This is a genomic window from Nitrosomonas sp. Nm166, assembly GCF_900112825.1.
Classification (GTDB): Bacteria; Pseudomonadota; Gammaproteobacteria; order Burkholderiales; family Nitrosomonadaceae; genus Nitrosomonas.
In genome coordinates, this window is record NZ_FONE01000012.1 from 20,337 (window position 1) to 45,656 (window position 25,320).

20 protein-coding genes and 2 pseudogenes are annotated in these 25,320 nt (G+C 47.2%); 9 read left to right on the forward strand and 13 right to left on the reverse strand.

Translation table 11 applies throughout. The features are described from left to right. Positions 1 to 7: 7 nt before the first annotated feature. The 3 genes and pseudogenes from BM021_RS05175 (at position 8) to BM021_RS05185 (ending at position 5,535) form a co-directional block, all read left to right on the forward strand. The gene (locus tag BM021_RS05175) at positions 8 to 229 is read left to right on the forward strand and encodes a hypothetical protein (RefSeq protein WP_090719583.1); all 222 of its coding nucleotides are present in this window, start codon (positions 8 to 10) and stop codon (positions 227 to 229) included. Next, complete coding sequence (locus BM021_RS05180) at positions 214 to 4,275, forward strand: DEAD/DEAH box helicase (protein ID WP_090719585.1); 4,062 nt, start codon at positions 214 to 216, stop codon at positions 4,273 to 4,275. The genes BM021_RS05175 and BM021_RS05180 overlap by 16 nt, the downstream gene beginning before the upstream one ends. Positions 4,276 to 4,552: 277 nt before the next feature. Further along, positions 4,553 to 5,535 (forward strand): annotated as a pseudogene (locus BM021_RS05185) (IS5 family transposase). A gap of 181 nt (positions 5,536 to 5,716) precedes the next feature. Here BM021_RS05185 and BM021_RS05190 read toward each other — a convergent pair. Continuing rightward, positions 5,717 to 6,088 (reverse strand): DUF488 domain-containing protein, encoded by a 372-nt coding sequence (locus BM021_RS05190; protein ID WP_256207784.1) that lies wholly within the window; start codon positions 6,086 to 6,088, stop codon positions 5,717 to 5,719. A 309-nt stretch (positions 6,089 to 6,397) separates the two neighbouring features. Continuing rightward, on the reverse strand, positions 6,398 to 6,613 hold the full coding sequence (locus BM021_RS05195; protein WP_090719589.1) for a hypothetical protein: 216 nt from the start codon (positions 6,611 to 6,613) through the stop codon (positions 6,398 to 6,400). A gap of 334 nt (positions 6,614 to 6,947) precedes the next feature. Between BM021_RS05195 and BM021_RS05200 the strand changes: the two genes are divergently transcribed. Both BM021_RS05200 and BM021_RS16565 read left to right on the forward strand, forming a co-directional pair. Then, entirely contained in the window at positions 6,948 to 7,859 is a 912-nt protein-coding gene (locus BM021_RS05200; protein ID WP_090719591.1) for a LysR family transcriptional regulator, read from the forward strand. Next, a pseudogene (locus tag BM021_RS16565) lies at positions 7,847 to 8,187 on the forward strand (hypothetical protein); the annotation flags it as partial. The gene BM021_RS05200 and the pseudogene BM021_RS16565, both read left to right, overlap by 13 nt. Positions 8,188 to 8,195: 8 nt before the next feature. On the opposite strand, the gene BM021_RS05205 reads toward BM021_RS16565, so the two are convergent. Both BM021_RS05205 and BM021_RS05210 read right to left on the reverse strand, forming a co-directional pair. After that, complete coding sequence (locus BM021_RS05205; RefSeq protein ID WP_090719593.1) at positions 8,196 to 8,735, reverse strand: THUMP domain-containing protein; 540 nt, start codon at positions 8,733 to 8,735, stop codon at positions 8,196 to 8,198. A gap of 263 nt (positions 8,736 to 8,998) precedes the next feature. Then, positions 8,999 to 10,627, reverse strand: coding sequence for a hypothetical protein (locus BM021_RS05210; RefSeq protein ID WP_143074297.1), 1,629 nt, complete (start codon positions 10,625 to 10,627; stop codon positions 8,999 to 9,001). Positions 10,628 to 10,776: 149 nt separating this feature from the next. On the opposite strand from BM021_RS05210, the gene BM021_RS05215 reads away from it, so the two are divergent. Continuing rightward, complete coding sequence (locus BM021_RS05215) at positions 10,777 to 11,298, forward strand: DUF2780 domain-containing protein (protein ID WP_218147817.1); 522 nt, start codon at positions 10,777 to 10,779, stop codon at positions 11,296 to 11,298. 59 nt (positions 11,299 to 11,357) lie between these two features. On the opposite strand, the gene BM021_RS05220 is transcribed toward BM021_RS05215, so the two are convergent. The 4 genes from BM021_RS05220 to BM021_RS05235 all read right to left on the reverse strand — a co-directional run bounded on the left by BM021_RS05220 (position 11,358) and on the right by BM021_RS05235 (position 14,149). Further along, positions 11,358 to 12,230 (reverse strand): alpha/beta fold hydrolase, encoded by an 873-nt coding sequence (locus tag BM021_RS05220; RefSeq protein WP_090719600.1) that lies wholly within the window; start codon positions 12,228 to 12,230, stop codon positions 11,358 to 11,360. Further along, entirely contained in the window at positions 12,231 to 12,605 is a 375-nt protein-coding gene (locus BM021_RS05225; RefSeq protein WP_218147818.1) for a thiol-disulfide oxidoreductase DCC family protein, read from the reverse strand. Positions 12,606 to 12,754: 149 nt separating this feature from the next. Beyond that, positions 12,755 to 13,714, reverse strand: a complete 960-nt coding sequence (locus BM021_RS05230) for a hypothetical protein (RefSeq protein WP_090719603.1) — start codon at positions 13,712 to 13,714, stop codon at positions 12,755 to 12,757. 153 nt (positions 13,715 to 13,867) lie between these two features. Next, positions 13,868 to 14,149: a peptidylprolyl isomerase gene (locus tag BM021_RS05235; protein WP_090719605.1), complete on the reverse strand. Its 282-nt coding sequence runs from the start codon at positions 14,147 to 14,149 to the stop codon at positions 13,868 to 13,870. A gap of 162 nt (positions 14,150 to 14,311) precedes the next feature. Here BM021_RS05235 and BM021_RS05240 point away from each other — a divergent pair, with 162 nt between their 5' ends. From BM021_RS05240 to BM021_RS05250, 3 genes are read left to right on the forward strand one after another with little or no spacing between them, the layout of a single operon-like run. Then, positions 14,312 to 14,974, forward strand: a complete 663-nt coding sequence (locus BM021_RS05240) for an ABC transporter ATP-binding protein (RefSeq protein ID WP_090719607.1) — start codon at positions 14,312 to 14,314, stop codon at positions 14,972 to 14,974. Then, positions 14,974 to 17,520: an FtsX-like permease family protein gene (locus BM021_RS05245; protein WP_090719609.1), complete on the forward strand. Its 2,547-nt coding sequence runs from the start codon at positions 14,974 to 14,976 to the stop codon at positions 17,518 to 17,520. Before BM021_RS05240 ends, BM021_RS05245 begins: the two co-directional genes overlap by 1 nt. Beyond that, complete coding sequence (locus tag BM021_RS05250; RefSeq protein ID WP_256207785.1) at positions 17,520 to 18,629, forward strand: lipocalin-like domain-containing protein; 1,110 nt, start codon at positions 17,520 to 17,522, stop codon at positions 18,627 to 18,629. Before BM021_RS05245 ends, BM021_RS05250 begins: the two co-directional genes overlap by 1 nt. 782 nt (positions 18,630 to 19,411) lie before the next feature. On the opposite strand, the gene BM021_RS05255 is transcribed toward BM021_RS05250, so the two are convergent. From BM021_RS05255 to BM021_RS05275, 5 genes are all read right to left on the reverse strand, one after another. After that, positions 19,412 to 20,005, reverse strand: coding sequence for a protoglobin domain-containing protein (locus BM021_RS05255; protein ID WP_090719611.1), 594 nt, complete (start codon positions 20,003 to 20,005; stop codon positions 19,412 to 19,414). A 217-nt stretch (positions 20,006 to 20,222) separates the two neighbouring features. Further along, positions 20,223 to 21,638: an FGGY family carbohydrate kinase gene (locus BM021_RS05260; protein ID WP_090719613.1), complete on the reverse strand. Its 1,416-nt coding sequence runs from the start codon at positions 21,636 to 21,638 to the stop codon at positions 20,223 to 20,225. Then, positions 21,623 to 23,212 carry a glycerol-3-phosphate dehydrogenase/oxidase gene (locus tag BM021_RS05265; RefSeq protein WP_090719615.1) on the reverse strand — a complete coding sequence of 530 codons (1,590 nt, stop codon included), beginning with the start codon at positions 23,210 to 23,212 and terminating at the stop codon, positions 21,623 to 21,625. Before BM021_RS05265 ends, BM021_RS05260 begins: the two co-directional genes overlap by 16 nt. Continuing rightward, a complete protein-coding gene (locus tag BM021_RS05270; RefSeq protein ID WP_090719617.1) occupies positions 23,209 to 23,961 on the reverse strand; it encodes a glycerophosphodiester phosphodiesterase in 753 nt (250 codons plus the stop codon). The genes BM021_RS05265 and BM021_RS05270 overlap by 4 nt, the downstream gene beginning before the upstream one ends. Positions 23,962 to 23,994: 33 nt before the next feature. Then, positions 23,995 to 25,158, reverse strand: a complete 1,164-nt coding sequence (locus tag BM021_RS05275; RefSeq protein ID WP_090719619.1) for an ankyrin repeat domain-containing protein — start codon at positions 25,156 to 25,158, stop codon at positions 23,995 to 23,997. Between the last annotated feature and the right edge of the window lie 162 nt (positions 25,159 to 25,320).

Here is a 25,320-nt window from a genome sequence, read left to right on the forward strand (position 1 = left end):
TCAGTCCATGTCAACTTCGGCCAAGGAAGAACGTCGGCAACTGTTTGAACGTTATCAGCAGTGCACCTCGATGGAACAGACCGCAATCAATTTGTTGGCAGTAGTGTGGGGCGGGCTCAACAAATCGCAGATCACAACGCCATTGCGCAAAATTCTAGGTGCGGATGAGGCGATAGCCAGCAGCTACGGAATAGACCGTTTAGCTCAACGCCATTGCGCAAAATTCTAGGTGCGGATGAGGCAGCCAAAATCGAGCTGGAGCTCTTGCAGCGCAGCGGTCTGCTCGAAGTCGAAAAAACGTCGTGGGGTGGTCACCGTTTAAGGTGCAATAGACTCATTATCGAACTGGTGACGCGCGAACTCGTCGCAAGTGGCACGTTCGAACGCTATGTTGATCTGGTGCGCCTCGCCGCTCCTTTGCAAACAGGCTATCAGAAAACCGCCAAGGATGACATCCAGTTTCGCGATGATGACGAACTGATTCGGGAAGTGCGTATCGGTATTTACCGGGCGGACGAGCTTTACATCAATCGCTTGTTCGGAATGCTGGAACGGCTGAAATATTTCTACCGGAACGGTCTGCTGCAACGCTGGCCTGATCCCGTGCCAATTTACGCAATGGTTTGCGATAATCCCTTTGAGCGTGAATGGTTCGTGCGTCTTCCTGCAAAAATCAGAGAACCTGCCTTGCCGTTGATTCTGTTGCAGAGGGCTGCAGCTTGGGAGTTGGATGCAGCGGCCTTCGATCTGTTGCGCGAAGCATGTGAGGGATTATCCGTGTCTGTGCCTGAAGACTGGCAGCTATGCATGACCCTGATTTCGATTTTAAGGGGTGAGATGCAGGCCGCGCAGGCCGCGTTGTCCCGTTGCTCAGTCAGCTACCGTGAACGGGCTTATCGGGGATTGCTTTTACTGCTGGAAGGAGATCATGACAGTGCGCTGCGATATTATCGGGAAGGGCTGGGCTTGTTGCGTAAGGGGCAAGGCAAACGCAGAGTATTCTTTTCGGGGGTTGTGGGGTTTTTCTTTGTATTAGGTTTGTTTCAGCGCAACCAGGCGGGCGACCTGGAAGAGGCTCAAAAACTTCTGGAGACGATTTCTGAAAATCATTCCTTTGGCTCAGTTTTTATGTTGATGAAGCTTGTTCCTGAGTTGCAACGAAATCAGCCCGGCGCCCTGACACAATTGAACATGCGTTTTGAGCAGATCTTACGGTATGGTCATACGAATCCCTGGATTTTCTGGATCGGCTTGTGGCTGCTCCATCAATACGAGCAGGCTACAAAATTATCCCACTATTTGTCGCAAGCGAAGGCTTATCAGCAACAAGCCACCCATTGCGGTTACGGGTGGCTTGCAGCGGAGCTGGCTACACTGATCGCGCGGATCGAACCGAAGCAGACTGATATGAAAAGTGCGGTCGATGCCTTCGAGTGCGCCAAGGGTATCAGGCTTCTGGTCAATCGTAGCCAACACGAGGAGCCTTGGGAGCGCGCCCTGAACGCCATCAAGAATACCGCGGTGCGCGGTGCGGCTATAGATAAGAGAGACGAAACAGCCGAATATCGCCTAGCCTGGTTGCTGTCGCGCGAGCACGCCTATCTTAGCTTCGCGTTGGAGGCACGGGAACAGAAACGTAACGCCAATGGCAGCTGGAGTAAGGGCAAGCCATTGTCGATGAAGAAAGTGGCTGAAATGGCAGAATCGACAGCTTATTTTTCCGCGCAAGATCGCCGCGTGGCCGCGCATATTGCTCCCGATCCGTACACAGGGGGATATGCCTTGTCCAGCCGTGGCTGGCTAGCGATGGTGGGTGCGCCCAATGTGTCGTGGAAGGATAGTGGCGTCGCCGTGGAACTGGTCGCTGCTGAGCCGGAGTTGCGGGTCAGAAAAAAGCCTAAGAGCGAGCAAGTCAAAATCGAATTCTGGCCGCTGTGCGATGAGGAAGAGAGCGTGGTGCTGGCCGAAGATGGCCTGACCCGTCTCAAAATTGTCGAACTTAAGCCAAAGCACCACCGTCTTGCCGAAATTATCGGCAAGGGAATCGAAGCTCCGGTATCCGCTCAAGAGCGCATTCTGGCCAGCCTGGGTGCGGTATCCACCCTGGTGACCATCCATTCAGATATCGGTGGCGGAGAATTGGTCGCCGCCGAAACAGTCACAGCTCATGCCCGCCCCCACGTGCAACTGATTCCAGAAGGCGAAGGGCTGCGCGCCGCTATCCTGACCCGCCCCTTTGGTGAACAGGGTTCGTATTGCACCCCCGGTTCCGGCGGCTCCAGCTTGATTGCGGAAATTGGTGGCAAGCGCCTGCAAGCCCTGCGCGATCTCAAGCTAGAGCGAAAGCTGACGAATGAACTCATCTCGCTTTGCCCCAGTCTCGCCAATCAAGCGCAAGAGGTGACGGCCTTTCACTGGCTGTTGGCAGATACTGAAAGTAGCCTGGAGTTTTTGCTGGAACTGCAGGAAGCAGGTGATAAGACCCAGATCGAATGGCCGCAAGGCGAGAAACTCAAGGTGTTGGGGCAGGTTGGATTAAGTCAGTTCAGCATCAAGATCAAGCAGCAGCGTGACTGGTTCAGCGTCAGTGGCGAGCTCAAGCTGGACGATGGACAGGTGTTGAACATGCAGCGCCTGTTAGAATTGACGGAGGGTATTCGGGATAAATTCATCCGCCTGGATGAAGACCGCTTCCTGGCCCTGACGGAAGCGTTCAAGAAGCGTTTGGACGATCTGCGTGCTTATTCGGAAAAACACGGCAAGGAACAGCGACTCCATTCGTTGGCGTTGCCGATCATGGATGAAATCGCTGAAGAAGTGGGTGAGTTTGAAGGTGATTCCGCTTGGCGAGCGCAATTGGAGCGATTGCATCAGGCAGAACAAATCCAACCGAAGCTCCCGTCCACTTTACAGGCGGAGTTGCGGGATTATCAACGCGATGGCTTCGAATGGCTGTTCCGGCTGGCCGCTTGGGGTGTGGGTGCCTGCCTTGCCGATGACATGGGCTTGGGGAAGACTTTGCAAGCCTTGGCCATGATCCTGAGCCGGGCCGGTGAGGGGCCGACCCTGGTGGTTGCACCCACCTCGGTTTGCATGAACTGGCAGAGCGAGGCCCAACGTTTTGCACCGACGCTCAACGCTCAAATCCTGGGAAGCGGTGATCGGCAAAAGCTGATCGAGAGCCTGCGCCCGATGGACCTTTTAATTTGCAGTTATGCCTTGTTGCAGCAGGAATCCGTCGGTAAGCTTCTGGCCGTACCCACATGGCAAATCATCGTGCTGGATGAGGCTCAGCTCATCAAAAATCCGGCAACCAAGCGTTCCCAGCAAGCCATGGCCCTCCAAGGCCTGTTCAAGATCATCACCACCGGAACACCGGTGGAAAACCATCTGGGCGAGCTTTGGAATCTATTCCGATTTATCAATCCCGGCTTGCTCGGTTCGCTGGAAAGCTTCAACCGCCGCTTCACTGGGCCTATCGAACGCAACCAGGATCGTGAGGCGCGCCAGCGGCTAAAACGCATGATCCAGCCTTTCATCCTGCGGCGAACCAAGGCCCAGGTGCTGGACGAGCTGCCGCCGCGCACCGAGATCGAGCTGCAAGTAGAGCTGAGCGAGCAGGAGGCGATATTTTACGAGGCCTTGCGTCGCAAGCTGTTGAACGAGCTGAATGAAACTCAGGGGCCAGAGGAAGATAAACGCTTCAAGGTATTGGCTGCGATCACCAAGCTGCGCCGGGCTTGCTGCAATGTGCAGCTGGTAGCGCCGGATCTGGGTCTTTCCAGCAGCAAGCTGGCGTTGTTTGGCGAAGTTGTGGATGAACTTCTCGACAATCGCCATAAAACCCTTGTGTTCAGCCAGTTCGTCGACCATCTCAGCCTTATTCGTAGCTATCTGGGCGAAAAAGGCATCGACTATCAATACTTGGATGGGCAAACCCCGCCAGTGGAACGCAAGAAGCGGGTAGACGCCTTCCAGGCAGGACAGGGCGATGTCTTTCTCATCAGCCTGAAAGCCGGTGGCGTAGGCTTGAACTTAACGGCTGCGGACTATGTTATCCACATGGATCCCTGGTGGAATCCGGCTGTCGAGGATCAAGCTTCCGACCGCGCCCACCGCATCGGCCAGCAACGCCCCGTCACCGTATACCGTCTGGTGACGAAAAACACCATCGAGGAGCAATCGTGTCGCTGCACAAGCACAAGCGCGATCTTGCCGATAGCGTCCTGGAAGGTGGTGAAATCAGCGGCAAGATCAGCGCTCAGGAATTGCTGAACTTGATCCAACTCGGATAAGTTTGGTAGATCTGGGAAAGCAGCTGGAATTCTTGCTCCCGAGTTCTCTCAAGTGGGACCAATCTGCCGGATACGCTTCACTAATACTCTCGCAGGTGGCAACATGGAATTCGGTCACGATCATTAACTTCGCCGACAAAGAGGCATGCACCTAGTATTTTGGCTTTATTCTAAGGAAACACTAATTTATTCGGATACATCGGATCAGAATGCTGAAGACTGATAGAATCCACTGACTGATAATATGGAATAAATCGATGCAATCGAGCTTTTCTGAACTGGAATATGCGTCAAAGAAGAAACAAACGCGACGGGATCGTTTTCTGGCCGAAATTGAAGCGGCCACTCACTGGTATCCCTGTTGAGTGTTATTGCTCCATTCTGCCCGGCTAGCGGAAAACCTGTTCGTCCGCCCGTTGGTCTGGAACGCATACTCCGTATATATGTTGCGCAACAGTGTCTTGGTTTTTCAGATGAATGCGTTGAGGATGCCATATACGGTAGTCAGGCAATTCGCCGCTTTGTTGGCATTGATCTGAATCGGGAAGCCGTACCGGATGCAACAAATACTGCTCAAATTCCGCCATCTACTGGAAGAGCATCATCTGACCGAATCCATCTTCAATGCGATCAACTCGCATCTGGCTGATCGGGGGCTATTTCTTCGCGCAGGCACCATTGTTGATGCCACACTGATTGCCGCGCCGCCTTCGACCAAGAATAGACAAGGAAAGCGCGATACCGAGATGCATCAAACCAGGAAAGGCAAGCAGTGGCATTTCGGCATGAAGGTGCCTATGGGTGTAGAGCGAAGTCAGGGCTTGTTCACACCCTGATCGGAACGGCTGCCAATATTCACGACGTCACTCAGGCACAGGCGCTGCTGCATGGTGATGAAACGGATGTGTTTGGTGATGCGGGCTATCAGGGTGTTGAGAAACGTGAAGAAAATCTTGAACTGCCCGTGACCTGGCCTATTGCGATGCGTCCTTCCAGGCGTAAAACATTGCCCAAAACGATGGTTGGTGAACTGATGGAGAGACTTGAGCATGCAAAGGCCAGTATTCGTGCCAAGGTTGAGCATCCCTTTCATGTCGTAAAAAATCTATTCATGCACCGCAAGACCCGCTACAAGGGGATGACCAAGAATACAGCTCAGATGTTCTCGCTGTTTGGGTTGGCCAATTTGCTGCTGGCTCGGCGGTGGCTATGTAGCACTAATAGCCAAGTTGCGTCCTGAAAACAAAAAAGAGGGAAGTAATGCAAAAAATGACACAATTGAGGCCAGAAAATACCGGATTCTTACCTGATACCCAAAAATCGCTCGCAAAACTCTGGTTTGCGGTGAATTATTCAGCGTTTCCCTAAGGTGGGTAAATATGATCAGCGATAATGTCCATAAATGGTGTACGAAACCAGGACTATCTACGTGATTCCATAAATCCTTTAAGCACGATAGCATGATTAATATCCCCACTTTTAGCTGCATATAACAAGACTACATTCTTATGCTTGGTTAATAAGTTTGAAAGAATTGCTACAGCAGGATTTTGTGCAAGTTCTTCAACATAACGAGTGCGAAATTCAAGAAATTTTTTTGGATCATGGCCAAACCACTTACGTAATTCTGACGAAGGAGCAATCTCTTTTAACCACAAATCAATTGCTGCCTGTTCTTTAGTCAATCCTCTAGGCCACAATCTATCCACCAAGACCCTGTATTCATCTTTTGTAGCCTTTTCGTATACTCGTTTAATCTTGATGGCGCTCATCGTATTTGTAGAATATGACATGGCAGCAATTTCAGAACTATATCGGTGCTCTAATATTCACTCATTTGCTGTGGGGAAGTCTGTTTGCTCTGGAGCCAGATGCGGTAGGTCCATATGTCCGGTTCTGAAAGGGTTCGGTCAGACAATCTGGTCGTTTTGCTCGCATAGTACCCATACCTTGCCGAAAAAGATGTTTCATTTGTTTAACTTCTTCATATTTGTATTGTTATTGTTTTTCCTAGCCGCATATTTTTGTTCAAATGCCCCCGCTGGCTTTTTTGCTCTCTTGCAATGATTTACTTGATTACAAAAACGGGGGCACGGTCTATATCAGGTTAAACCTAAGCTGTTATTCCGCACTACTTGAGAACGATTAGTGCTATTTGTTTCTAGCTTAGCAACCTGATTTATGCCTTGCAGGCCCCATGCTGCATTATCAGCAGATGGCGATATAACTGCCGCTAAATAGAACGTGATTGTATAAAGGATAGCAATTGCATAAACTACAAATAACTGAGGTGCTTTTAATAACTCTTTGGTTTCCATAGATTTTACTCCTTGTAGTACATTTATTGATTATTTATGCAAGTAGTAAAGAGGAATGTCTGACTTGTAAAAATAACCATATTAAAATTAAGCTCTTCCAGGTTGACAATAAAACCCCTAATTAATCAACCAACAATACATCACTTTAAGTGATCAAGAACGAGCTAACTAAGGCTGGATACATATTAGTCATTTAATTACAATAACAACCATCATTGCTTCAAGGTATCTAATATAAATATCTTACCTTGTAAGAGATAATATAGACAGAACACATCAGATAGAAGTAGCAAAAAATGAAACATTTTGTTTCCTAACTGGATACAATTGCATTATGCAAGATCTGAATCTTTTCATCATTTTTGCACGGGTCGTGGAGGCAGGTAGTTTTGCGGAAGCGGCGCGTCGTATGGATATCTCTCGTGCAGCGGTCAGTAAAGCCGTCGCTAAACTTGAGAAAGATCTTAGTACACGATTACTTCTCCGAAGTACTCGACATCTTAGTTTGACAGAGACAGGTATCGCGCTTTTAGAACATGTGGCACGTATCCTGGCTGAAGCTGAACATGCCGAACAAGTAGTAAATAGCCTTCATGCTGAGCCGCGCGGAACACTGAAAGTAAGTGCGCCAAGCTCTTTTGGAACGCGCCATGTCGCTCCAGCACTGCCTTGTTTTCTTGCTCGTTACCCTAAAATTAAAATTGATTTGACCATTACCGATCGTCCAGGTGATTTGATCGAAGAGGGATATGATGTACAAATTCGCGTGACAAATGAGCCTGATCTCAATGTGGTGGCTCGTAAGATTGCGCCTGTGCGTCGCATATTGTGTGCAACTCCTCAGTACTTTCAACAATGGGGCGTGCCACAAACACCAGAAGATCTAGTAAAACATAACTGTCTCGATTGCGCACTCTCAGCTGAACAAGGTTACTGGCGTTTCACGGGGCCTGAAGGCAAGATCAAGGTTCCAGTATCAGGAACCTTACGTATCAATGATAATGATGCGCTTGCTCAGGCAGTTCTTTATGGATCGGGAATCGCTTTGTTACCCACCTATACTATTGGCATGGAATTACAAAAAGGACGACTCCAGGCGGTGCTTCCAGAATACCTATCGGTAGAGCGTCATATTTATGCTTGTTATCTCCCAAGTAGACATTTGCCGAAAAAGATAAGCTCTTTTATTAATTTCCTGTCAGAACACGTTGGAGATATGCCTTACTGGGACCGATCTTTAGAATAGATCTAGCTCAGCCAGAATCTGGCTTCAGCCTTTTTAGGCAACTGATTCGTTGTTTTGCAACGCGATTCTACTGCTACTAGCACAGCTCAGTTGACCGATATCTCTATCCGATTTGCAATATCATTTACCTTAGGGTGCGGTAGAGGATTGCCCGGTACTGCGAGCTTGAATCGCATGACGGCGCACAACGAGTGTTCGAGGTAAACGAAGCCGCGGGGCGTATGGTCGGTGACAATGAGTTTGCCAGTGGGGAGCAGCATATTAACGGCATCGAATCTTTCTGGAGCTTTGCCTACACCCCTTGGCAAATTTCAATGGTGTGTCTGAACTGTTGAATCAGTTCAATTTCAAGAAGGGGTAGCGCTTGCGTTGATCGCGGGACCATAATGACAAACCTGCCTGCTGAGCGACGATTTCAATATCTAGAATGACATCAGGATCATCAAAGGTCACTTTACCTGCTGCGCCTTGCGATCGCAGTTGTTCATCCACATAGTCACCGAGCAAACCTGCTTCATCCTGGCTTTTTATCGTGCCGTGGAAACCACGGCGATGCATGCGAACATGAAAGCTTTGATGCGCCAGTTGCGGTAAGAATAATTGAATGCACTGCTTGGCTTCTTCCTCAAATGCTTCGAGCGTTTGAAAGAAAAAGCCATGAGTGCAAGGGATTACCCGGCAGAATACGTGCATATAGGCCGGATCTGCTTGCAAATCCTGAAGGAAAGACTCGAGAAACGCGTCGATATTCGCTACCTTAAGGGTTAACACATTATAAAATGATGTCTTTTCAACGTGGCCATACTTCGTCAGCAAAGAAAAACCGTCCTTGAAGCAATTTTCTGCGACAGTGACCACAACATTCCAGTCTTTCATGTGATTCACCTTCGATTAAGGAGTGGATGAATGCATGTTGGCTCTATAAAAGATACTGTTGAACACGGAACTGTTTAGTCCGTTCACCATATACCGTTAATTCAAACTTTGATCATTGTAAGAGCCTCGCAGCACATCCCACGTAATCGTTAAGTAAATTGTAGTGTCGAATTTTTCAAAAGATAAAACCATTGGGAAAAACCAAATCGCTCCTGGTTTTTCCCTTACTGAACTACATTTGGTCAGAAGCAAGTTTGCCCAGGTTAATGTGTTCGAGCAGGAGTATAGGCACCCTGAGCAGCTCTTTCCCGTTTACGTGCAAGATCAGTAGCTTCTTTAAGCTCCGGAAGTATAGTTTTTAGCTTCTCGGATTTTTCTGATTGGGTTACAGGTGCTTGGATAACTTGTTGAATCTGATCACGAGCCGTATCCACATTCTTATAAATATCATGTTCACGTGCTTTTTTCACCTTCGAAACCGTAACACTTTCCGAGGCGGAAACGACGCCGGGGCAGGGTGCTGCGATTTGCTGAAAGGCATCGCGATTTTCTTTAAATTGCTGTGCAATCTGTATACGTTTAGGAATAAAAACTTCCGTTAAAAGCGGCGATAATTCACCCGCTTCATTAATATGTACAAAGCGAAGGCTAGCAGGCCAAGTAGCGCCATTGCCAAGGTTTTTGCCCGCAGAAAATTGATGGCAGCCACCACATGTCATAGTCCCAGCACGATTCATCAATTGATCAGGGGATACACCGGTGAGATCCGGCAGCGAAGCAAGACGGGCTTGTACTTGGTCAAGCAATTGAGCATCGGTATCGGCAGCAGGATTATCATCCTCATCTTGAGAAATGGACTCAAAATCATTGAATTTGGGATCATAACCAGCCCTGATTCCGTTAATGACATCTGCTGCAGATGCATTGCTGTTAATTCGATCTGGGTTAACCAGATTACATAATGACTGGCCGAGGAAAGAGTCATGGAATTCACTCTGATCTGTTTCATTGAATCCATCAGGCAAACTTGTAGTTGCGCGGAACAAGGCGGCAATTGGTGAATCGTCAACTGGTTCAGGCTTAAAGATTGCTCGACCGTCATTCTCGTCAAAGCTTACTAAGAATTCACGTAGAGACCACTTAATCTGACCAGGATCAGGTGTTTTAAATAGATTAACACGCAATTGTCCCAGCGGTAGACCATAATTTTCAGCTTTGACAACCGGTTGGACTCCAGAAATACCTTGATAGTAGAATTTTTCCAGCTCGGTTACCGTTTGAGTTGCATCGGCATCTTGAGAGCGTTGTGCCCAGAAGTCAGTGATTGGAGCGCATCCTGCCAAACCTTGACTGGGGTCTGGATTGGGAATCCTGGCTTCAAAGATCATGGTCAAACGATCTAATGGTCCACTCGATTTTTTTGCGTAAACAATCCGGTATTCACCACAATTGCTGCCATCGACAGGTGCCAGATCAAAACGATTGAATAGCCCGACTGGAATCATGCCATCAGGTGAGTCTGGATTCAATAAATCCTCTGGATTAATTATTGATTCAAGTGGCCGAGCGGTGACAGCAATCGTTTTGCCTGAAACAGGATGAGCAAATGAATTTTCCGCAAATGAATCTAGGATACTTCTCAGCATTAGAATTGAAGATGTTGACGCTCCACCTGCAGTAGCAACGATTTTATCCATTGTTTTAAGGAATGAAAATGGAATAGCTAGTTTTTCAATATCATTAAATACAACAGATTTTTGGGTAATTGGCTTTGGTTCTGGGGGTATAACGGGTCCATTCTTATCGCATCCCAGTAAGCCGAGCATAACGATAAATAAAAAAACATAAAATCCTTTATAGATAAACGACTTGTGATATATATAAGACATCATGAACCTCCATATATGTAAGAAAAGGCCCCTATCTCAAAATAGGATATTCTTATTTCTCAATAATGAAAAGCCAATAAATTTTTTTAAATTTTTGGTGAAGCTCTAGATAAGAGACAGATCAAGCACAGTTCTTTCATAAAGGAGTATCGATGATGAAAAAAATCACATCATTAAGTGTATGTTCTTTATTGAGTATTGTACTATTCCCAGCTAGTTATGTGCATGCGGTTGATTTGGGTAATTTTCCAGGCGCAACGGGAGCCTCGCAGAAAATCACACAAGCTCTACAAGCTGGCGAGGCCACAACAATGGCTATCTCGGCTACGACTTCCGCAACCGGGCTGACCAGATTATTAATACAGCAATTAGGCGTGACCCAGCTGCAAGCAGAAGCTGGAACAGGGGCATTATTCCAGTTAGCCAAATCCAGAATGTCAGCAGCAAATTTTACTGCCCTGAGTAACTTGGTTCCCGATATGTCAGGCTTGCTGGCGGCTGCACCTGCGGCAAATCCAATCGGGGGCGGCGGTATGGCAGGTACTTTCCTGCAACTCGGCTTGGTGCCCGAAATGGTGCAAAAATTCATACCTATTATTCTGCGATATGTTGAAGAAAGTGGTGAGAACGTCCTTGCAGCCGCACTTAAATCGGCTTTGATGGGTGGTATGTAATTTTTGTAGTGAAACAGGTGGGTTTCCCGACTAGCTTCACATTCTGAAGTAAAGAGTTCTTAGCGTAGTACAGGATTTTTCAAAACCCAATGATCGATCAGCTCGCACAGTTCATCAGGATGAGTAGCCGGGAGCCAGTGATCAGCGTCGATGGTTGCAAATTCCACTTGAGGCAATACCTGGAGCAGGTTTTGTGTGTGTTTTGCATCGGTAATACTGTGCCCACTCGACTGGATTATAAGGGTGGGACAATACACAGTGGCAACGGGCAAAGGACGCATGATTTCGATGAGATTGCTGAGATACTGTACTGTCGGAACAATCTTCAGGTCTTGCCAGGGTGAGCCATAGTCTGCCAGCATAGTTTTCAGCTCAGCGCGGCTCGCTTTCTGGACGCGGCGATCCAATACTTGGAGATCCAAGGTTTTTAGTTGGCGTCGATAGAGGCCGAGTCGGTTGAGCAGTTTAATCAATACTACCGCAAAACGTAGCAGCGGGGTCAATGGCCGCAGCCGGGCGAGTATGCCGGTTACTGCCTCAGCAGCGATAGGTTCGATGAGTACTAGTCCGGCGCAGCGATTGGGATAGCGCGATGCAAAGTTCAGCGCGATGTTGGCACCCAGGCAATGGCCTACCACGATCGCGTGCGATTTATGCTCATGCTGAAGCAGTGCAACGATATCCTGACTCCATTCCTCGATGCGCGCCGGACCACGCCACATCGATTCGCCATGGCCACGCAGATCTGGGCGAAGCAAACAGCGATCAGCAGTCATACGGCTATGCTGGACGAAATACCACCAGCGGGTGAAATTACTGGCTGCACCGTGCAGCAGTATGAGGGGCGTATTGCGTTCGCTTCGTACCGGCAACCACCGTCGGTAGGTGATCTGGACCCCGTCCTTGCTCTGGAAAGAGCACTTTTCATCCATCTACAGCCGCCCGGTTCTTTTCAAACGTCGCTGGACCATGCGGTGGTAGAGCGATGACAGCACCGGTCGGATGACTGGCAGACCGATCAGCCAGGCGAGCGGTTTAAGTAAGGATACGCGGGACATCAGTAAAATATAAGCATCCAGTTCTGAGACGATCTGTTCGTGTTCATCGCGAACGTGTAGCTCGCTCAAAGCCTTGTGCGGATCGATGCCGATGTCACGCAGATGAGCATCCTGCCCGGTAATATCGAACCAGCACACTTCTCCCGCCCTTTTGCCCGCCAATTTCTCGTAGTTCTCTCGATCCTTGACGCAACTGGGACAGGCACCATCATAATAGACAATGATCTTTTTCTTTTCTTCGTTCATCATCACCCTCGGTGAAAAGTTATCATTGTTAACCATGATCGATGGAGGAGCAGAAGAAACAATCTATAAATTATGCAAGACAAGGGTCACAAATGTATGTGATTATTGGGCAAACATGACAAGTAGCACATCTTTTGTTGCCATACCAGGCTTTATTGATTCTGTTTGGTTTTTAACTCTTTTAGTACGCTCTCAAAAGAGGCTGCTTGATTAAACACACCGTCATCGAACCAGCTTGCCAATCGCTGTGCAATCTCATCTCTGCCTTCGAAAATAATGCATGAATTTACTTCATTTTCGCCATGATGAGGAAAGGTAAGCGCAACATGCTTTCTGTCAATAATGAGCACATTCAATCCAATTGGTTTATTGTCGTCGATTAGCCGTAGCTTAACCAGGTCACTTACTTCATGTTGCTCATATATGTCTAGACGTTTTTTTAAAGTGTCAAAAAACTCATGTTGTTCTTGCATAGATAAGCAAGCAACTACTTTATAATTAATATCATTTAAGTAATTGTCTCTCTGTGTTTTCAAATGATTCGCTAGTTCTTCACTCCAACTATCTGGTTGCTTATCAAGCCAGATTTGCCCATACACCAATAACTGAATTTCAGTTTCTGCGTTAGTTGCGAGTGAAATGAGACAGCTATAAATTTCTTTATAGTTTGAAAGAAACCGCCCACCCAAAAGGTTAAGCAAGAATTTTTGATTTTCTTTGAGATCTTCTTTTATTTTATTGTGGTCAGTTTGGTCTGACTCAAAATGTTTTTTAAGAGCCGCAGAGAATGCTTCGTCTGTAGAAAAATGTTTTTCCACTCGACGGAAATGATGGAATAACCCTATTCCGATAACGAGTGAGAGAGCGCCAAGTACATGCAAAATTACCGAAACCTCATGTTGCATTGCATTGATTATTGCAACTTCAGGATCTACTCCATGGCCAGAGCCAGAAAGTTGATGGAACATAGGATATAATGCACCAAACAGGCTGATTAGTATGAGCACCAAGAAAGCAAAGTAATCCCAAGCCAGACTTAACCATTCGCTCAGCTGTTCTCTCAGTTTTATAATAATCCCCTTTGAGTGCGATTCTTCTGTTGGTTGGGTCATGATATCTCCTTTTATGTGGGGTCAGAAATCAAAGAACCAGAAGAGTCAGTATCGATTGAAATGATCATGAGGTTTCTTTTCTCATGCCTTTTCATGATGAAATAGGGAACTTTATGTTCCTCTGTCTCGCTTAACTAGAAAAAAACAGGTGTTTCAATCAGTACGCTCAGTGACTTCTACCAAATGATACCCAAACTGCGTTTTAACCGGACCTTGCACGACACCGACCGGTGCACTGAAAACAACCGTATCAAATTCTTTCACCATTTGGCCACGGCTAAATTCTCCTAATTCGCCGCCTTGTTTGCCGGAAGGGCACAATGAGTATTGTTGTGCCAGTTGACTGAATTCGGCGCCATTTTCAATCTCAGCCTTCAAACTGTTACATTGTTCTTCGGTTTTTACCAGAATATGACGTGCGCTGGCTCGTGCCATAGGATTCTCCTGTATTTTTAAAAAATAATTTCTGTTACGTGATACATTTAAGCACAGATTGGTATGCTTATTAAAGCATTACTCCATTTTTATGCGGTTATCCAGGTATAGCGATCTCGATGAATTTAAAAACTGTTTCAATATCCATGGGTGTCAATACAAATGCTTGAGTTATGCAATATCAATAAAGCCTATGCCGAAGGGCGGAAGGTGCTGACCAACTTAACGTACACTCTGAAAGCAGGCGAGTATGTCGCCATTATGGGGGATTCGGGGGTGGGTAAATCGACTTTGCTGAATCTGATCGCTGGCTTGGATACGCCGGATTCAGGCGAGGTCCGCATCAATGGCGTTGCCATTTCGGCATTGGATGATGATGCAGCCACGCAATTGCGGCGCGAACAATTTGGCTTCGTATTTCAGGCATTTCACGTATTGCCGCATCTGACGTTGCGTCAAAATATCGCTTTGCCGTTATTGCTGAATGAAGCGTCGCTGGATCGTGTTGAGCAGATGCTGGCTGAGGTGGGGCTGCACGATCGGGGGCATCATTTTCCGCGCCAGCTATCCGGGGGTGAATTGCAGCGCGTGGCGATTGCACGCGCGCTAGTACACCGGCCTAAGCTGGTTCTGGCGGACGAGCCCACCGGTAATCTCGATCCGGATACAGCGCGCGAGATTCTCCAGTTAATGCGCAAGGAAATCAAATCAAACGGCGCTACGGGCATTCTCGTAACACACTCGCATGCGGCAGCTGCCACGGCGGATATTGTTTTGAATTTGACCAAGGATGGCTTGCATCCTGCAAGGTCAGAGTTGAGCTAATGAATTCGATATCGTTATTTCGCTGGTTGCTGTTTGGTGAATGGCGTGCGCATATGGTGCAGCTGATTGTGGTGCTCATAGCCATTGCAGTGGGCGTTGCGATGGGGTTTTCCATCCATCTGATCAATACCGCGGCATTCAATGAATTTTCTGCCGCCAGTAAAAGTCTTTCCGGCCAATCGGATTTGCAGGTGCGAGGCCGCAAGGCTTTCTTTGGTGAATCGCTTTATCCGATGCTGGCCGGCCATGAAGGTGTCGCGTTGGCGAATCCGGTGTTGGAATTGGATGTTGTGGCACTGGGCAAGCAGCAAAACAGAAATGATCATAAGCTGAAAATCATCGGTATCGACATGTTCCGGGCAGCGGAGATTTCGCCCGATCTGCTGGGGTTGCCCGAGGAAGGGAAAACACTGGATCGGCTAGCCAGCGATACCATTTTTCTATCGCCGGCCGCCATGGAATGGTTGCAAGTTAAACAGGGCGATTCGTTGCCATTGCAGGTGGGATTACAAACCGTTACTTTGCGTGTGGCGGGTGGTTTGGTGCGGGCACGGGCCGGACAGCGCCTTGCGGCCATGGATATTGGTGCGGCGCAGTGGCGTTTTCAGCAGCTCGGATTATTGTCACGGATCGAGCTGAAACTGAAAGATGGCGTCAATCATGCCGCATTTAAGGCCAGACTGACTGAAGAATTGGGCGAATCGTATTGGGTGTCCGAAACAACAGATCAGGAAACACGAATTGCCAATATGTCGCGCGCTTATCGCGTCAACCTTAACATGCTGGCTCTGGTGGCGTTGTTTACCGGTACGTTTCTGGTATTTTCGACACAGGCGTTATCGGTTATCCGGCGGCGCCAGCAATTTGCATTATTGCGCGTCCTCGGTTTTACACGGCAACAATTGTTGCGGCAGATCATCACTGAAGGAGTGATTCTGGGTGTGATCGGCTCAATGCTGGGATTGATGTTAGGTTATGCTGTCGCAGCCATGGCAATTCAGTTTCTGGGTGGAGATTTGGGCAGCATGTTTTTTCCGGGCGTTAAGCCCAGTATTTACTTTAACCCGCTGGCTGCATTGACATTCTTTTGGGTGGGATTAAGCGTGACGATGTTAGGCAGTCTTGTGCCAGCATTCGAGGCTGTGCGCGCTAGGCCCGCGCTGGCATTGAGATCCGGCAGTGAAGAGCTAGCCATGGCGAAATTGTCTGCACCGTGGTTTGCTGTGATTTGTCTGTCTTTCGCCTTATTGTTTACCCAACTTCCACCTATTTTCGAACTGCCGATATTTGGATATCTGGCTATCGCACTGCTGCTGATTGGCGGTATTGCGTTGATGCCGCGCTTTGCGGGATGGGTTTTTTCTGCTTTATTCGTAAAACTGCATCACAGGATAGGCGCTGTTTTTACCTTGGTGCTGACGCGCCTGGCCAATGCACCTAACCAGGCTGCTATTGCACTGGGCGGTATCCTGGCCAGTTTTAGTCTGATGGTCGCAATGGCGATCATGGTGACGAGTTTTCGTATATCGGTGGATGGTTGGCTGGAGCGGGTTTTACCAGCTGATTTATATGTACGTGTGACTGCAACGGGTGATCAAGGAGGCTTTCAACCCGATGAGCAAAAGGTGATATCGGAACTACCTCATTTTGATCGGGTGGATTTTTTCCGTACGCAACCATTAACGTTGGAGGCTGATCGGCCGGAAATTACATTGATCGCTCGTCCCATTGACCAGACGGATCCGCGCAATACGTTGCCTATGACGGATGACATGATTGCGCCTGCACTGCTATCTGAAGGAATCATGCCCGTGTGGGTATCTGAAGCGATGGTGGATTTATATGGCTATCGTGTTGGAGAAAAAGTGACTTTGCCCATCGGTGCTACATCCAGTGAATTTTTGGTTGCTGGTGTGTGGCGCGATTATGGCCGCCAATTTGGTGCTGTGCAGATGCAACTGGCAGACTATCAGGCGCTGACTGGTGATTCGAGTGTCAACACATTGGCTTTGTGGTTACAGCCCGGAATAACGTTGGAGGAGGCCATCGCAAACTTGCGGCAATTGCCGTTTGGAGCCGCGCTGGAGATATCCAGATCCAGTGATATGCGCGCCTTGAGCCTGGAAATTTTTGACCGGAGTTTTGCCGTTACTTATATATTGGAAATCGTGGCGGTAGTCATCGGACTGCTGGGTGTTGCAGCGAGTTTTTCCGCCCAAACATTGGCGCGTGCCAAAGAGTTTGGCATGCTGCGGCATATCGGTGTCATGCGCTGGCAGATCCTTGCGATACTGGCTGCAGAAGGTAGCTTGTTGACGACGCTTGGGGTTATGCTGGGTTTTGGGTTGGGGTGGGGTATCAGCCTGATTCTGGTTTTTATTGTCAATCCGCAATCCTTTCACTGGACCATGCAATTGCATTTGCCGTGGGGGTGGTTGATGGTGATTGCCGCAGTTATGCTGGTTTCAGCAACACTGACGGCACTGCTCGCCGGGCGTCAGGCGGTTTCTGGTCATGTGATACGTGCTGTACGGGAGGATTGGTGATGTTGAGTGGTAAAAGTATGAGTCAGTATTATTTTTTTCCTTTTGTCAGATTAACTGTTCTTTCTTTCTGCTTGTTTACTGCAACTGCTTTTGCTGAATCCTCCGAATTTATGCCGGTTGTACCTGATTACAAGCTGACTTTTCCACGCGATTACGGCGCGCATCAGGATTTCCGGATTGAGTGGTGGTATGTTACTGGTTGGCTGGAGACGGAGGATAAAAAGCCACTCGGCTTCCAGGTAACTTTCTTTCGTTATGCAACTGGCCATAATCAGGATAACCCAAGTCGTTTTGCGGCGAAATATTTGATTATCGCGCACTTGGCACTCTCCGATCCTGCAGTGGGAAAATTAATGCATATTGAAAGGACTGCCCGTGAAGGTTTCAATCTGGCTTATGCCAAAGAGGGGAATACCGATGTGAGGCTGAATGACTGGACATTTGTGCGCGAAGAGGATGGGCACTATCAGGTGGATATGCAAGCCAATGATTTTGGTCTGCAATTATCATTAACACCGACACAAATGATAATGCTGCAAGATCAAAACGGCTTTTCCCGTAAAGGTCCCAAATCAGAGCAAGCAAGTTATTATTACAGTGAACCGCATTTAAGCGTAACCGGTACGGTTTTTCGGCATAATAAGCCTGTTACTGTCAGCGGCCGTGCCTGGCTTGATCATGAGTGGTCAACGGCATATCTGGACTCTGATGCGGATGGATGGGATTGGGTTGGTGCCAATCTGGATGATGGTTCAGCATTGATGGCTTTTCAAATACGCCACAAGAATGGCGGTAAAGTTTGGGCTTATGCCGCATTGCGCGATGCATCCGGCAATATTAGTTTTTTCAATCCGGAGCAGGTGGAGTTTACACCTACGCGTACTTGGCGCTCACCCCATACGGATGCTATTTATCCTGTCGCTATGCATATCCGGACAGGTGAAACGGAATGGCAGCTGATGCCACTGCTCGATGATCAAGAATTGGATTCACGTCAATCAGCTGGAGCGGTTTACTGGGAAGGTGCAGTAACACTTACTAGAGATAATAAACCTGCTGGACGAGGTTATCTTGAGCTAACAGGATATTTCAAGCCTTTAGCATTATGAGTATGATTTTTATATTTCGTCTTGGAGAAATGCGCAATGGCAAGCGTAAGGGATTTAATTTGAGAGTAGTTCCGCTCAAGTTCTAGGAATGCATATAACGCGTTTCTAATTCAACACTTTCATTGTTGGTAAATGTGAGTTAGAATTTGTAAAATGATCTGAATCATATTGGATTGTTACGAAATAAAAGTAATATATTCAAATCCTTGAATGGTTGGTCAATAAAAAGTTACACGATCACAAAACTTTGTGCTCGTGAAAGTAGGGGGGTCGATGTTATCGGCTTTAGTTAAGTAAGTGGTAATCTATTTAAATAAGGAGATTAGTTATGACTGAAATTAATAGAAGAGAAACAGATGCACAAGTTCTGAGATTGTTCTTCATTTCAACAGCAGTTTTTATTGTAATTGGAGCGATTGTTTACGGCATTTACGGCGGTTTCTAAACTGATCGGTTTTTATGAATGCCCGTATGCGTAGTTTAAGATTTGCTAGTTATTGATGATTATCCAGTTTTATCAAAACTTATTCTATCGCTATGAATGATTTGTAAAACGTATCAGTTAAACACATTTTACAAGTAAAAATATAAATGCCCATTTATCGGAAAATTATCTGATAAATGGGCATTTATCATGCATTAGCGCACAAAAGATTATTACTCTTAGTAAGTAAAAAACAGTTGCAATAACAATTGGGCTCAATGAGCATTCATTTTTATTTTGGTTACTTCATCCAGTTTGAACAGAAAGTGGCAAGTAACAAATGTTACTTCCAGAACTTTCAGAACTCCCCTTCTTTAATATAAGGTTGTGACCACAGAATGACTTGCATCAGGACAGATTTGCGCCAGGCGTCTTGCATGCGATCAACATCATCACGTGAGTGACCCCCTTTCTCCAGAAATGGGCGAAGTGTGGTCGTGATTGGAATGAGTAATGCAAAAATGTAGTGTATGTGAATAATCGGGACAGATTTTACGTTGTCTGTACTATTTTTTTTAGAGCTGTGATGACGCAACCCGATCTCATACTGATAGTTGAGCCAGTTCTGATCATATTCGGCATTTGCGGTATCAACAATCCATTGACCAAAGCGTTTACGCACTGCTCCCAGGTAATTCGTATCCGGCTGACCATCTGCTGGATTGGTGAAATAGTGCAGCAGAAACGGTGTCGAGCCTACAAAGCCATACCATACATCCAGGATTTGTTCTGTCTGGTCTTTCAGTATGTCGTGCGACATTTTCAAGTAACGCACATCATCATCACTAAATAAGCTGGCTTGTTTCAGTTTGTCGAAATCTTCCATGGTGAATGGAGATTTCTTAAGCTCAGCACTGCCATAGGTATATCCGGGTATATTTGTAGCTGCCATAAACATTCCTTTTTATTTTTGAGTTAGTCATCATAGGTAACAAAGTAATAGTTACACTATGTATTTATATCATGCGGTTACGCAATGAATTCTGGTCAAATTATATAAAAAAAGAGTCAATCCAATATTGGATTAAAATTTAAATCGCGGATTTTACAGGATTGATAATGAGTGCGGGGGTACTTTTTTATAGGAGCAGCAGGTAAAAAGTGGTTGTCTAATTTCTGTGTATTTTCAACAAAGTATCCAGCCAATTCTTCCAGGATTGATATTTCTCTGATAATGCATGGTTCTCATATTGAATGGTGATTTTTTTAGTCTGGTGGTTAGATTTCGATTGAAGCCTACCAGCAAGGAGCGCTGCACCTTGCAGACTTGCTTCCTTTTGCTGCAAGTGAGAAACCGGCAATGTCACACATTGAGCGATACCTTGTTGCAGACAGGGCAATTCAGATAAGCCGCCTGACAGGTAAACTTGAGTTAGCGGTACGTGGTAGTGAAAATCTTCCAGGATGCGTGCAACGCGGAAAATAATAGCCTCGAGCATGAGGAGAGCGATTTGCTGTGTGGTCAAATCTGTAACAGATCTGGAAAAATAAATACCCCAGTCGTTGCGAAAATAGGGCGCGCCTAAGCCACTTGGCTCTGCCAGGCAAAAAATGTCACTGTTTGCCAAATCTTCAACACAGCAATTTGCAACCGGGTAAGGCGCCAGTGCAGCAGCAATGGAATTGAGCGTGCCTTCAATGGCAAATTGAGCTTGATGGTTGTCATTCTGATAAACCAGTGTTTGTAGATAGCCCCCAAATGCCGGTTCACCTTTGGCAAGAGAGCGGATCACAAAGCCGCCGGTGCCCAGATTAACCAGCGCTTCGGTTTGATTATCTGTCAGGCTGGCAATCAGAGCGGCTGATTGGTCACCTATACTGGCTTGTAAGGTCAAACCGACATCCAGTGGCAGGTTCAAACCAGTTGAAGGTTTGATTTGGGGCAGAATCGATCGAGGAATATCAAAAAGTCTGCATAAAGAGTCTGACCATCGCTGCTGATGGATGTCCATGAGCAAAGTGCGCGCAGCCATCGAGGCATCGGTAAGAAAATACTGACCGCCCGTCCAGCGCCAGATCAGAAAAGTGTCCAGTGTGCCTGCCAGCCATTCATTCTTAACAAGTTTCTCACGCCACGTCGGATTCTCCTGCAACAGCACACTGAGTTTGGGGGCAAAGTAATAAGCAGTCAAACGTAAACCGGTCCGTTTTTGAATAGTATCTACCGATGTCTGCAGATGATCACAACAGCTTGCTCCCCGGGTATCCTGCCACGAAATTAAGGGTGTTATGGGCTCACCGCTGGCTTTATCCCAGATCAGGAAGGACGAGCGCTGACTGCATAGCCCTAAAGGAGGATGATCGTTGGCTTGTTCATTGGCTTGTGCAATGCATTGTTTTAACACTCGTTCGGTAATCCGGGCATAATCTTGTGCATTGCTTTCATAGCGTCCATTGCGAACATTAATAGGCGATGCAGGCTCCGCGACGATGTGATGGAGATTTCCTTGCCGATCCATTAAAGCCGCTTTGATGGAGGTTGTGCCCAGGTCGAGGGCGATCGCGGACATTAATGCATGATCCATTGCCGGCAGCAGTGCTCAACTTCCTGCTGTAACTGTGTCTTATCCCAATTCATAACACTGGCTACGCGCAGCGCGATCTGCCGGATTTGGTTTTCTGTCAGCCTGGCCAGAATGAGTAAAGGCAGGCGGCGGCGTAGCAGATCATCCAGATGTACGACCATTTCAGAAATGGCGCAGTACATCAGATCAGCTTCAATTAACGGCAGGGATGGGATGATTCGCTGTGCAAGTCCGGCTTGTGTTTCAATACCGCGGAAAATCTCTGTGGTTTGTGTGCCATGCCGACGCAGTAGCCATTTTGTGCTTTCTGCATCAATACCCAGTTGCATTGCCCGGCTTTGCATGTGGGCAAACCATGCTGAAAAATCTTCTCGTGGTGTCCAGGGAAATAGTTTGCCCTCAGTTGCACACGGCTGGGAAACACCGAGTTGCGAGCACACTGTATCAACGATTTGAGCGGCATCTTGACGCGATGAGGTTATTTTCCCACCGATGGCGTAGTGCACGCCATTCGAGGTGGATTTTAATTCCCAATCACGGCTCATTGCCGAAGGTGAGTCGGAGGAAGGAAGATGCATGTTGAGTTTGAAAACCCGAATCCCGGCAAAATAACCAATAATGTCAGACTTTGTCCAGGGTGTTTTCAGATAATCGTTGGCGGCAGCGAGCAGATAGTCAATATCACTATCATCCACAGAAATTTGCTCGGTATTGCCTTTGAAGTCGGTATCGGTTGTGCATAACAGCGTCAGACCATACCAGGGAATCAGAAAAAACACCCGACCATCTGATCGAGCTGTGAGTAATAACGCTTCATCCTTCAACACGGCTGGCATAACCAGATGAACCCCTTTGGAAAGACGGCACCACTCGCTGCTCGGTGTCTCATTGGCTAACCACTGACCGGTAGTAATAACAATCTGTTTGGCGTTAATTTTCTGCTGGGTTTGGGTAAGTTGATCGCGGATTATCGCACCATCTGCCTTGCCATTGGTTTCCAGCAGTTGGATCAATTTGCAATAGTTGATGCAATTGGCGCCCGCATTCAGCGCTCCTGCGATGAGCTCCCATACCAACCTGGCATCATCGGTTTGTGCATCGGCGTAGGTAAAACCGCCTTTCAATGCGTTTTCATTAAGCAACGGAAAGTGGGCGGTGAATTGCTGCCGATTGAGATAGTGGTGGCGCATGTGCGGATCGGTATCACCGGCCAGGAAATCATACAGTGTGAGCCCTAGCTTCAGTTGCAGCCGGTTCATGCGCTGATGCGCGTAAACAGGAACACCAAAACGCAATGGCCATACCCGGTGAGGCGCTGCATGTAGCAACATTTTGCGTTCTTTGAGCGACTTGCTGACCAGCTTGAAATCATAAGTCTCCAGGTAGCGCAAACCGCCATGAATTAACTTACTGGAGGCAGATGAAGTGGCGTGAGCCCAATCATTCTGCTCAACGATGGCTACTTTCAGTCCGCGTAACGCAGCATCATACGCAGTCCAAGCACCATATATGCCGCCGCCGCAAACCAGCAGATCGAAATGCTGGTTTTGCAGCGCTGCAAAATCCCTTTTCATCGACCGCGCCTCGTCAACGCTTTATGGGGTAAATCGCTGATGAGAATGTCAACGCCCAATTGCAGGGCTTTACTGATTTCTGTATCACTATTACAGGTGTAGACAGCGATATATTTATCATGAGTACGCAGCAGGTCGACAATGGCTTGATTCACATTCTCAATAGGCAGGCAGAGACCGTATAGAAAAGAATGTGTGTTTAACAGCTCACGTGCATCTGCAATGGTCTGATGGGTTTCAAAGTTATAAACCAGCGGAGATTCCGGCTTATATTGATGTGCGTAGTCCAGGCTGGCAAGGTTGAAGGAAGAAACGATGATTCGTTGATCGGAATTTTGACCGATCAGATCGAGTGCCTGGCGCATTTTTAGTGCGTGACGGGAAACAGACTCCCAGGCACGATTTTTGATTTCGATCAATAAACGGCAGCGCTTCCGATAGGCGGTCAGAAAATCCTGCAGGGTCATGATACCCTCATTCTCGGACTCCGGGTTAATCAGTGCCTGGAGTTGATGATAATCAAAGTCGTCAATGTGCTTATTATGAAGTCCGATTTTGTCGAGAAAGCGGTCATGCCAAAGCACTGCAATTTCATCCCGACTCAACTGCACATCGGTTTCGATGCCATCAATTGCGTAGCTCAACGCTTTATCAAAGGCACTGCGGGTATTCTCCATGACTTCTGAGTGCAGGCCGCGGTGCGCAAATACCAAACAATTTTCAGGAATAAGATGGGTTTGTTCGGACATCTGTTTTATGAATGATATTGCACACTATCATTATTACGCTGCTGTTTGCAGCAATTCAATGATGGCCGGATCTTTGGCCATTTCACGTGCAGTTTTTCCTGTTTTGCTTTTGATTTTCGTATTTGCGCCTTTTGCCAATAATGCTTTTACGGCATCAATGTGATCATGTAAGGCAGCCCACATCAGCGCAGTGACCCCATCATCATTTTGCAGGTCGATTTTGGCGCCATGCGCCAGTAACAACTCTATGATGGGCGTATGTCCGTTCTGTGCCGCCAGAATGAGTGGCGTGAAGCCATTCGCCGCTTTATGGTCAACTTTGGCGCCACGTTTGAGCAATGCTTCAACGACTTCGGTATTGCCAAACAGAGCGGCAATCGTTAGTGCTGTCGCGTCATTCTTATCTTTCAAGTCGATTTTAGCGCCTTTTGCCAGTAACGCATTGACGACATCGATATGTCCATTCTGGGCGGCGATATACAGTGCCGTGGTGTCGTTGGCGGCCAGTAGATTAATGGGAGCATTTTTTTTCAACAATGTTTCGACGATTGCGGTATGTCCGTTTCTGGCAGCCATATAGAGTGCGGTGGTATTATCTGAAGCCTGCACATCTATTTGTGCATTCTTCGCCAGCAGTTTGTCGGCAATGCTTGTTCTGCCCTCCAAGGCTGCGATCATTAAAGCAGTTACGTTATCTTTGGTCTGCAAATTGACATTTGCGCCTTTTGCCAACAGAGCATCCACAATGCTTTCATACCCTTTCTGTGTCGCCGGCATGAGGGCTGTAATTCCATCTGTGGTTTGCACATCAATCTTGGCACCTTTGGCTAATAATGTGTTGACAACCTCTGCGTGACCATTCTTGGCGGCAATAATCAGTGCGGTTGCACCGCCGGCATTTTGCAGATCAATATTGGCATTATGCTCCAGTAACAGGTCAACAATATCAGCATGCCCATATTGAGATGCAATGATGAGCGCACTAAATCCCATTTCATTCTGATAATTAACGTTGATACCTTTTTCCAATAATTGCTTGATAGTCTCCGATTTTGCAGAAAAAGCAGCTTTAAGAAACTCTGTATGATCATCATCAGCAGCAAAAGTGCTGGTAAGGGGTCCTAATAATATCGCCGAGGTTACCGTCAAAACTAAGAATGTGCGCGTATAATTAATTAAATCTCTTATATAATTCATCTATTACACCTATCGGGCATTTTGTTATCAACAATTGTTGGGCTTTATCTATTGACCCATGCTGAATCAGTCATAAATTGCTAATTTTCGGGTTTTGTTGCTATGGCATCGGAAATTGAGAATCCATTGAAAAAACCTTAATTCAGAGAAAATCCTCCAAGG

Coding starts and splice junctions, on each gene's coding strand:
- BM021_RS05175 (WP_090719583.1), top strand. CDS start 8: ATGTCAACTTCGGCCAAGGAAGAACGTCGGCAACTGTTTGAACGTTAT.
- BM021_RS05190 (WP_256207784.1), bottom strand. CDS start 6,088: ATGTCATATTCTACAAATACGATGAGCGCCATCAAGATTAAACGAGTA.
- BM021_RS05195 (WP_090719589.1), bottom strand. CDS start 6,613: ATGGAAACCAAAGAGTTATTAAAAGCACCTCAGTTATTTGTAGTTTAT.
- BM021_RS05200 (WP_090719591.1), top strand. CDS start 6,948: ATGCAAGATCTGAATCTTTTCATCATTTTTGCACGGGTCGTGGAGGCA.
- BM021_RS05205 (WP_090719593.1), bottom strand. CDS start 8,735: ATGAAAGACTGGAATGTTGTGGTCACTGTCGCAGAAAATTGCTTCAAG.
- BM021_RS05210 (WP_143074297.1), bottom strand. CDS start 10,627: ATGATGTCTTATATATATCACAAGTCGTTTATCTATAAAGGATTTTAT.
- BM021_RS05215 (WP_218147817.1), top strand. CDS start 10,777: ATGATGAAAAAAATCACATCATTAAGTGTATGTTCTTTATTGAGTATT.
- BM021_RS05220 (WP_090719600.1), bottom strand. CDS start 12,230: ATGGATGAAAAGTGCTCTTTCCAGAGCAAGGACGGGGTCCAGATCACC.
- BM021_RS05225 (WP_218147818.1), bottom strand. CDS start 12,605: ATGATGAACGAAGAAAAGAAAAAGATCATTGTCTATTATGATGGTGCC.
- BM021_RS05230 (WP_090719603.1), bottom strand. CDS start 13,714: ATGACCCAACCAACAGAAGAATCGCACTCAAAGGGGATTATTATAAAA.
- BM021_RS05235 (WP_090719605.1), bottom strand. CDS start 14,149: ATGGCACGAGCCAGCGCACGTCATATTCTGGTAAAAACCGAAGAACAA.
- BM021_RS05240 (WP_090719607.1), top strand. CDS start 14,312: ATGCTTGAGTTATGCAATATCAATAAAGCCTATGCCGAAGGGCGGAAG.
- BM021_RS05245 (WP_090719609.1), top strand. CDS start 14,974: ATGAATTCGATATCGTTATTTCGCTGGTTGCTGTTTGGTGAATGGCGT.
- BM021_RS05250 (WP_256207785.1), top strand. CDS start 17,520: ATGTTGAGTGGTAAAAGTATGAGTCAGTATTATTTTTTTCCTTTTGTC.
- BM021_RS05255 (WP_090719611.1), bottom strand. CDS start 20,005: ATGGCAGCTACAAATATACCCGGATATACCTATGGCAGTGCTGAGCTT.
- BM021_RS05260 (WP_090719613.1), bottom strand. CDS start 21,638: ATGGATCATGCATTAATGTCCGCGATCGCCCTCGACCTGGGCACAACC.
- BM021_RS05265 (WP_090719615.1), bottom strand. CDS start 23,212: ATGAAAAGGGATTTTGCAGCGCTGCAAAACCAGCATTTCGATCTGCTG.
- BM021_RS05270 (WP_090719617.1), bottom strand. CDS start 23,961: ATGTCCGAACAAACCCATCTTATTCCTGAAAATTGTTTGGTATTTGCG.
- BM021_RS05275 (WP_090719619.1), bottom strand. CDS start 25,158: ATGAATTATATAAGAGATTTAATTAATTATACGCGCACATTCTTAGTT.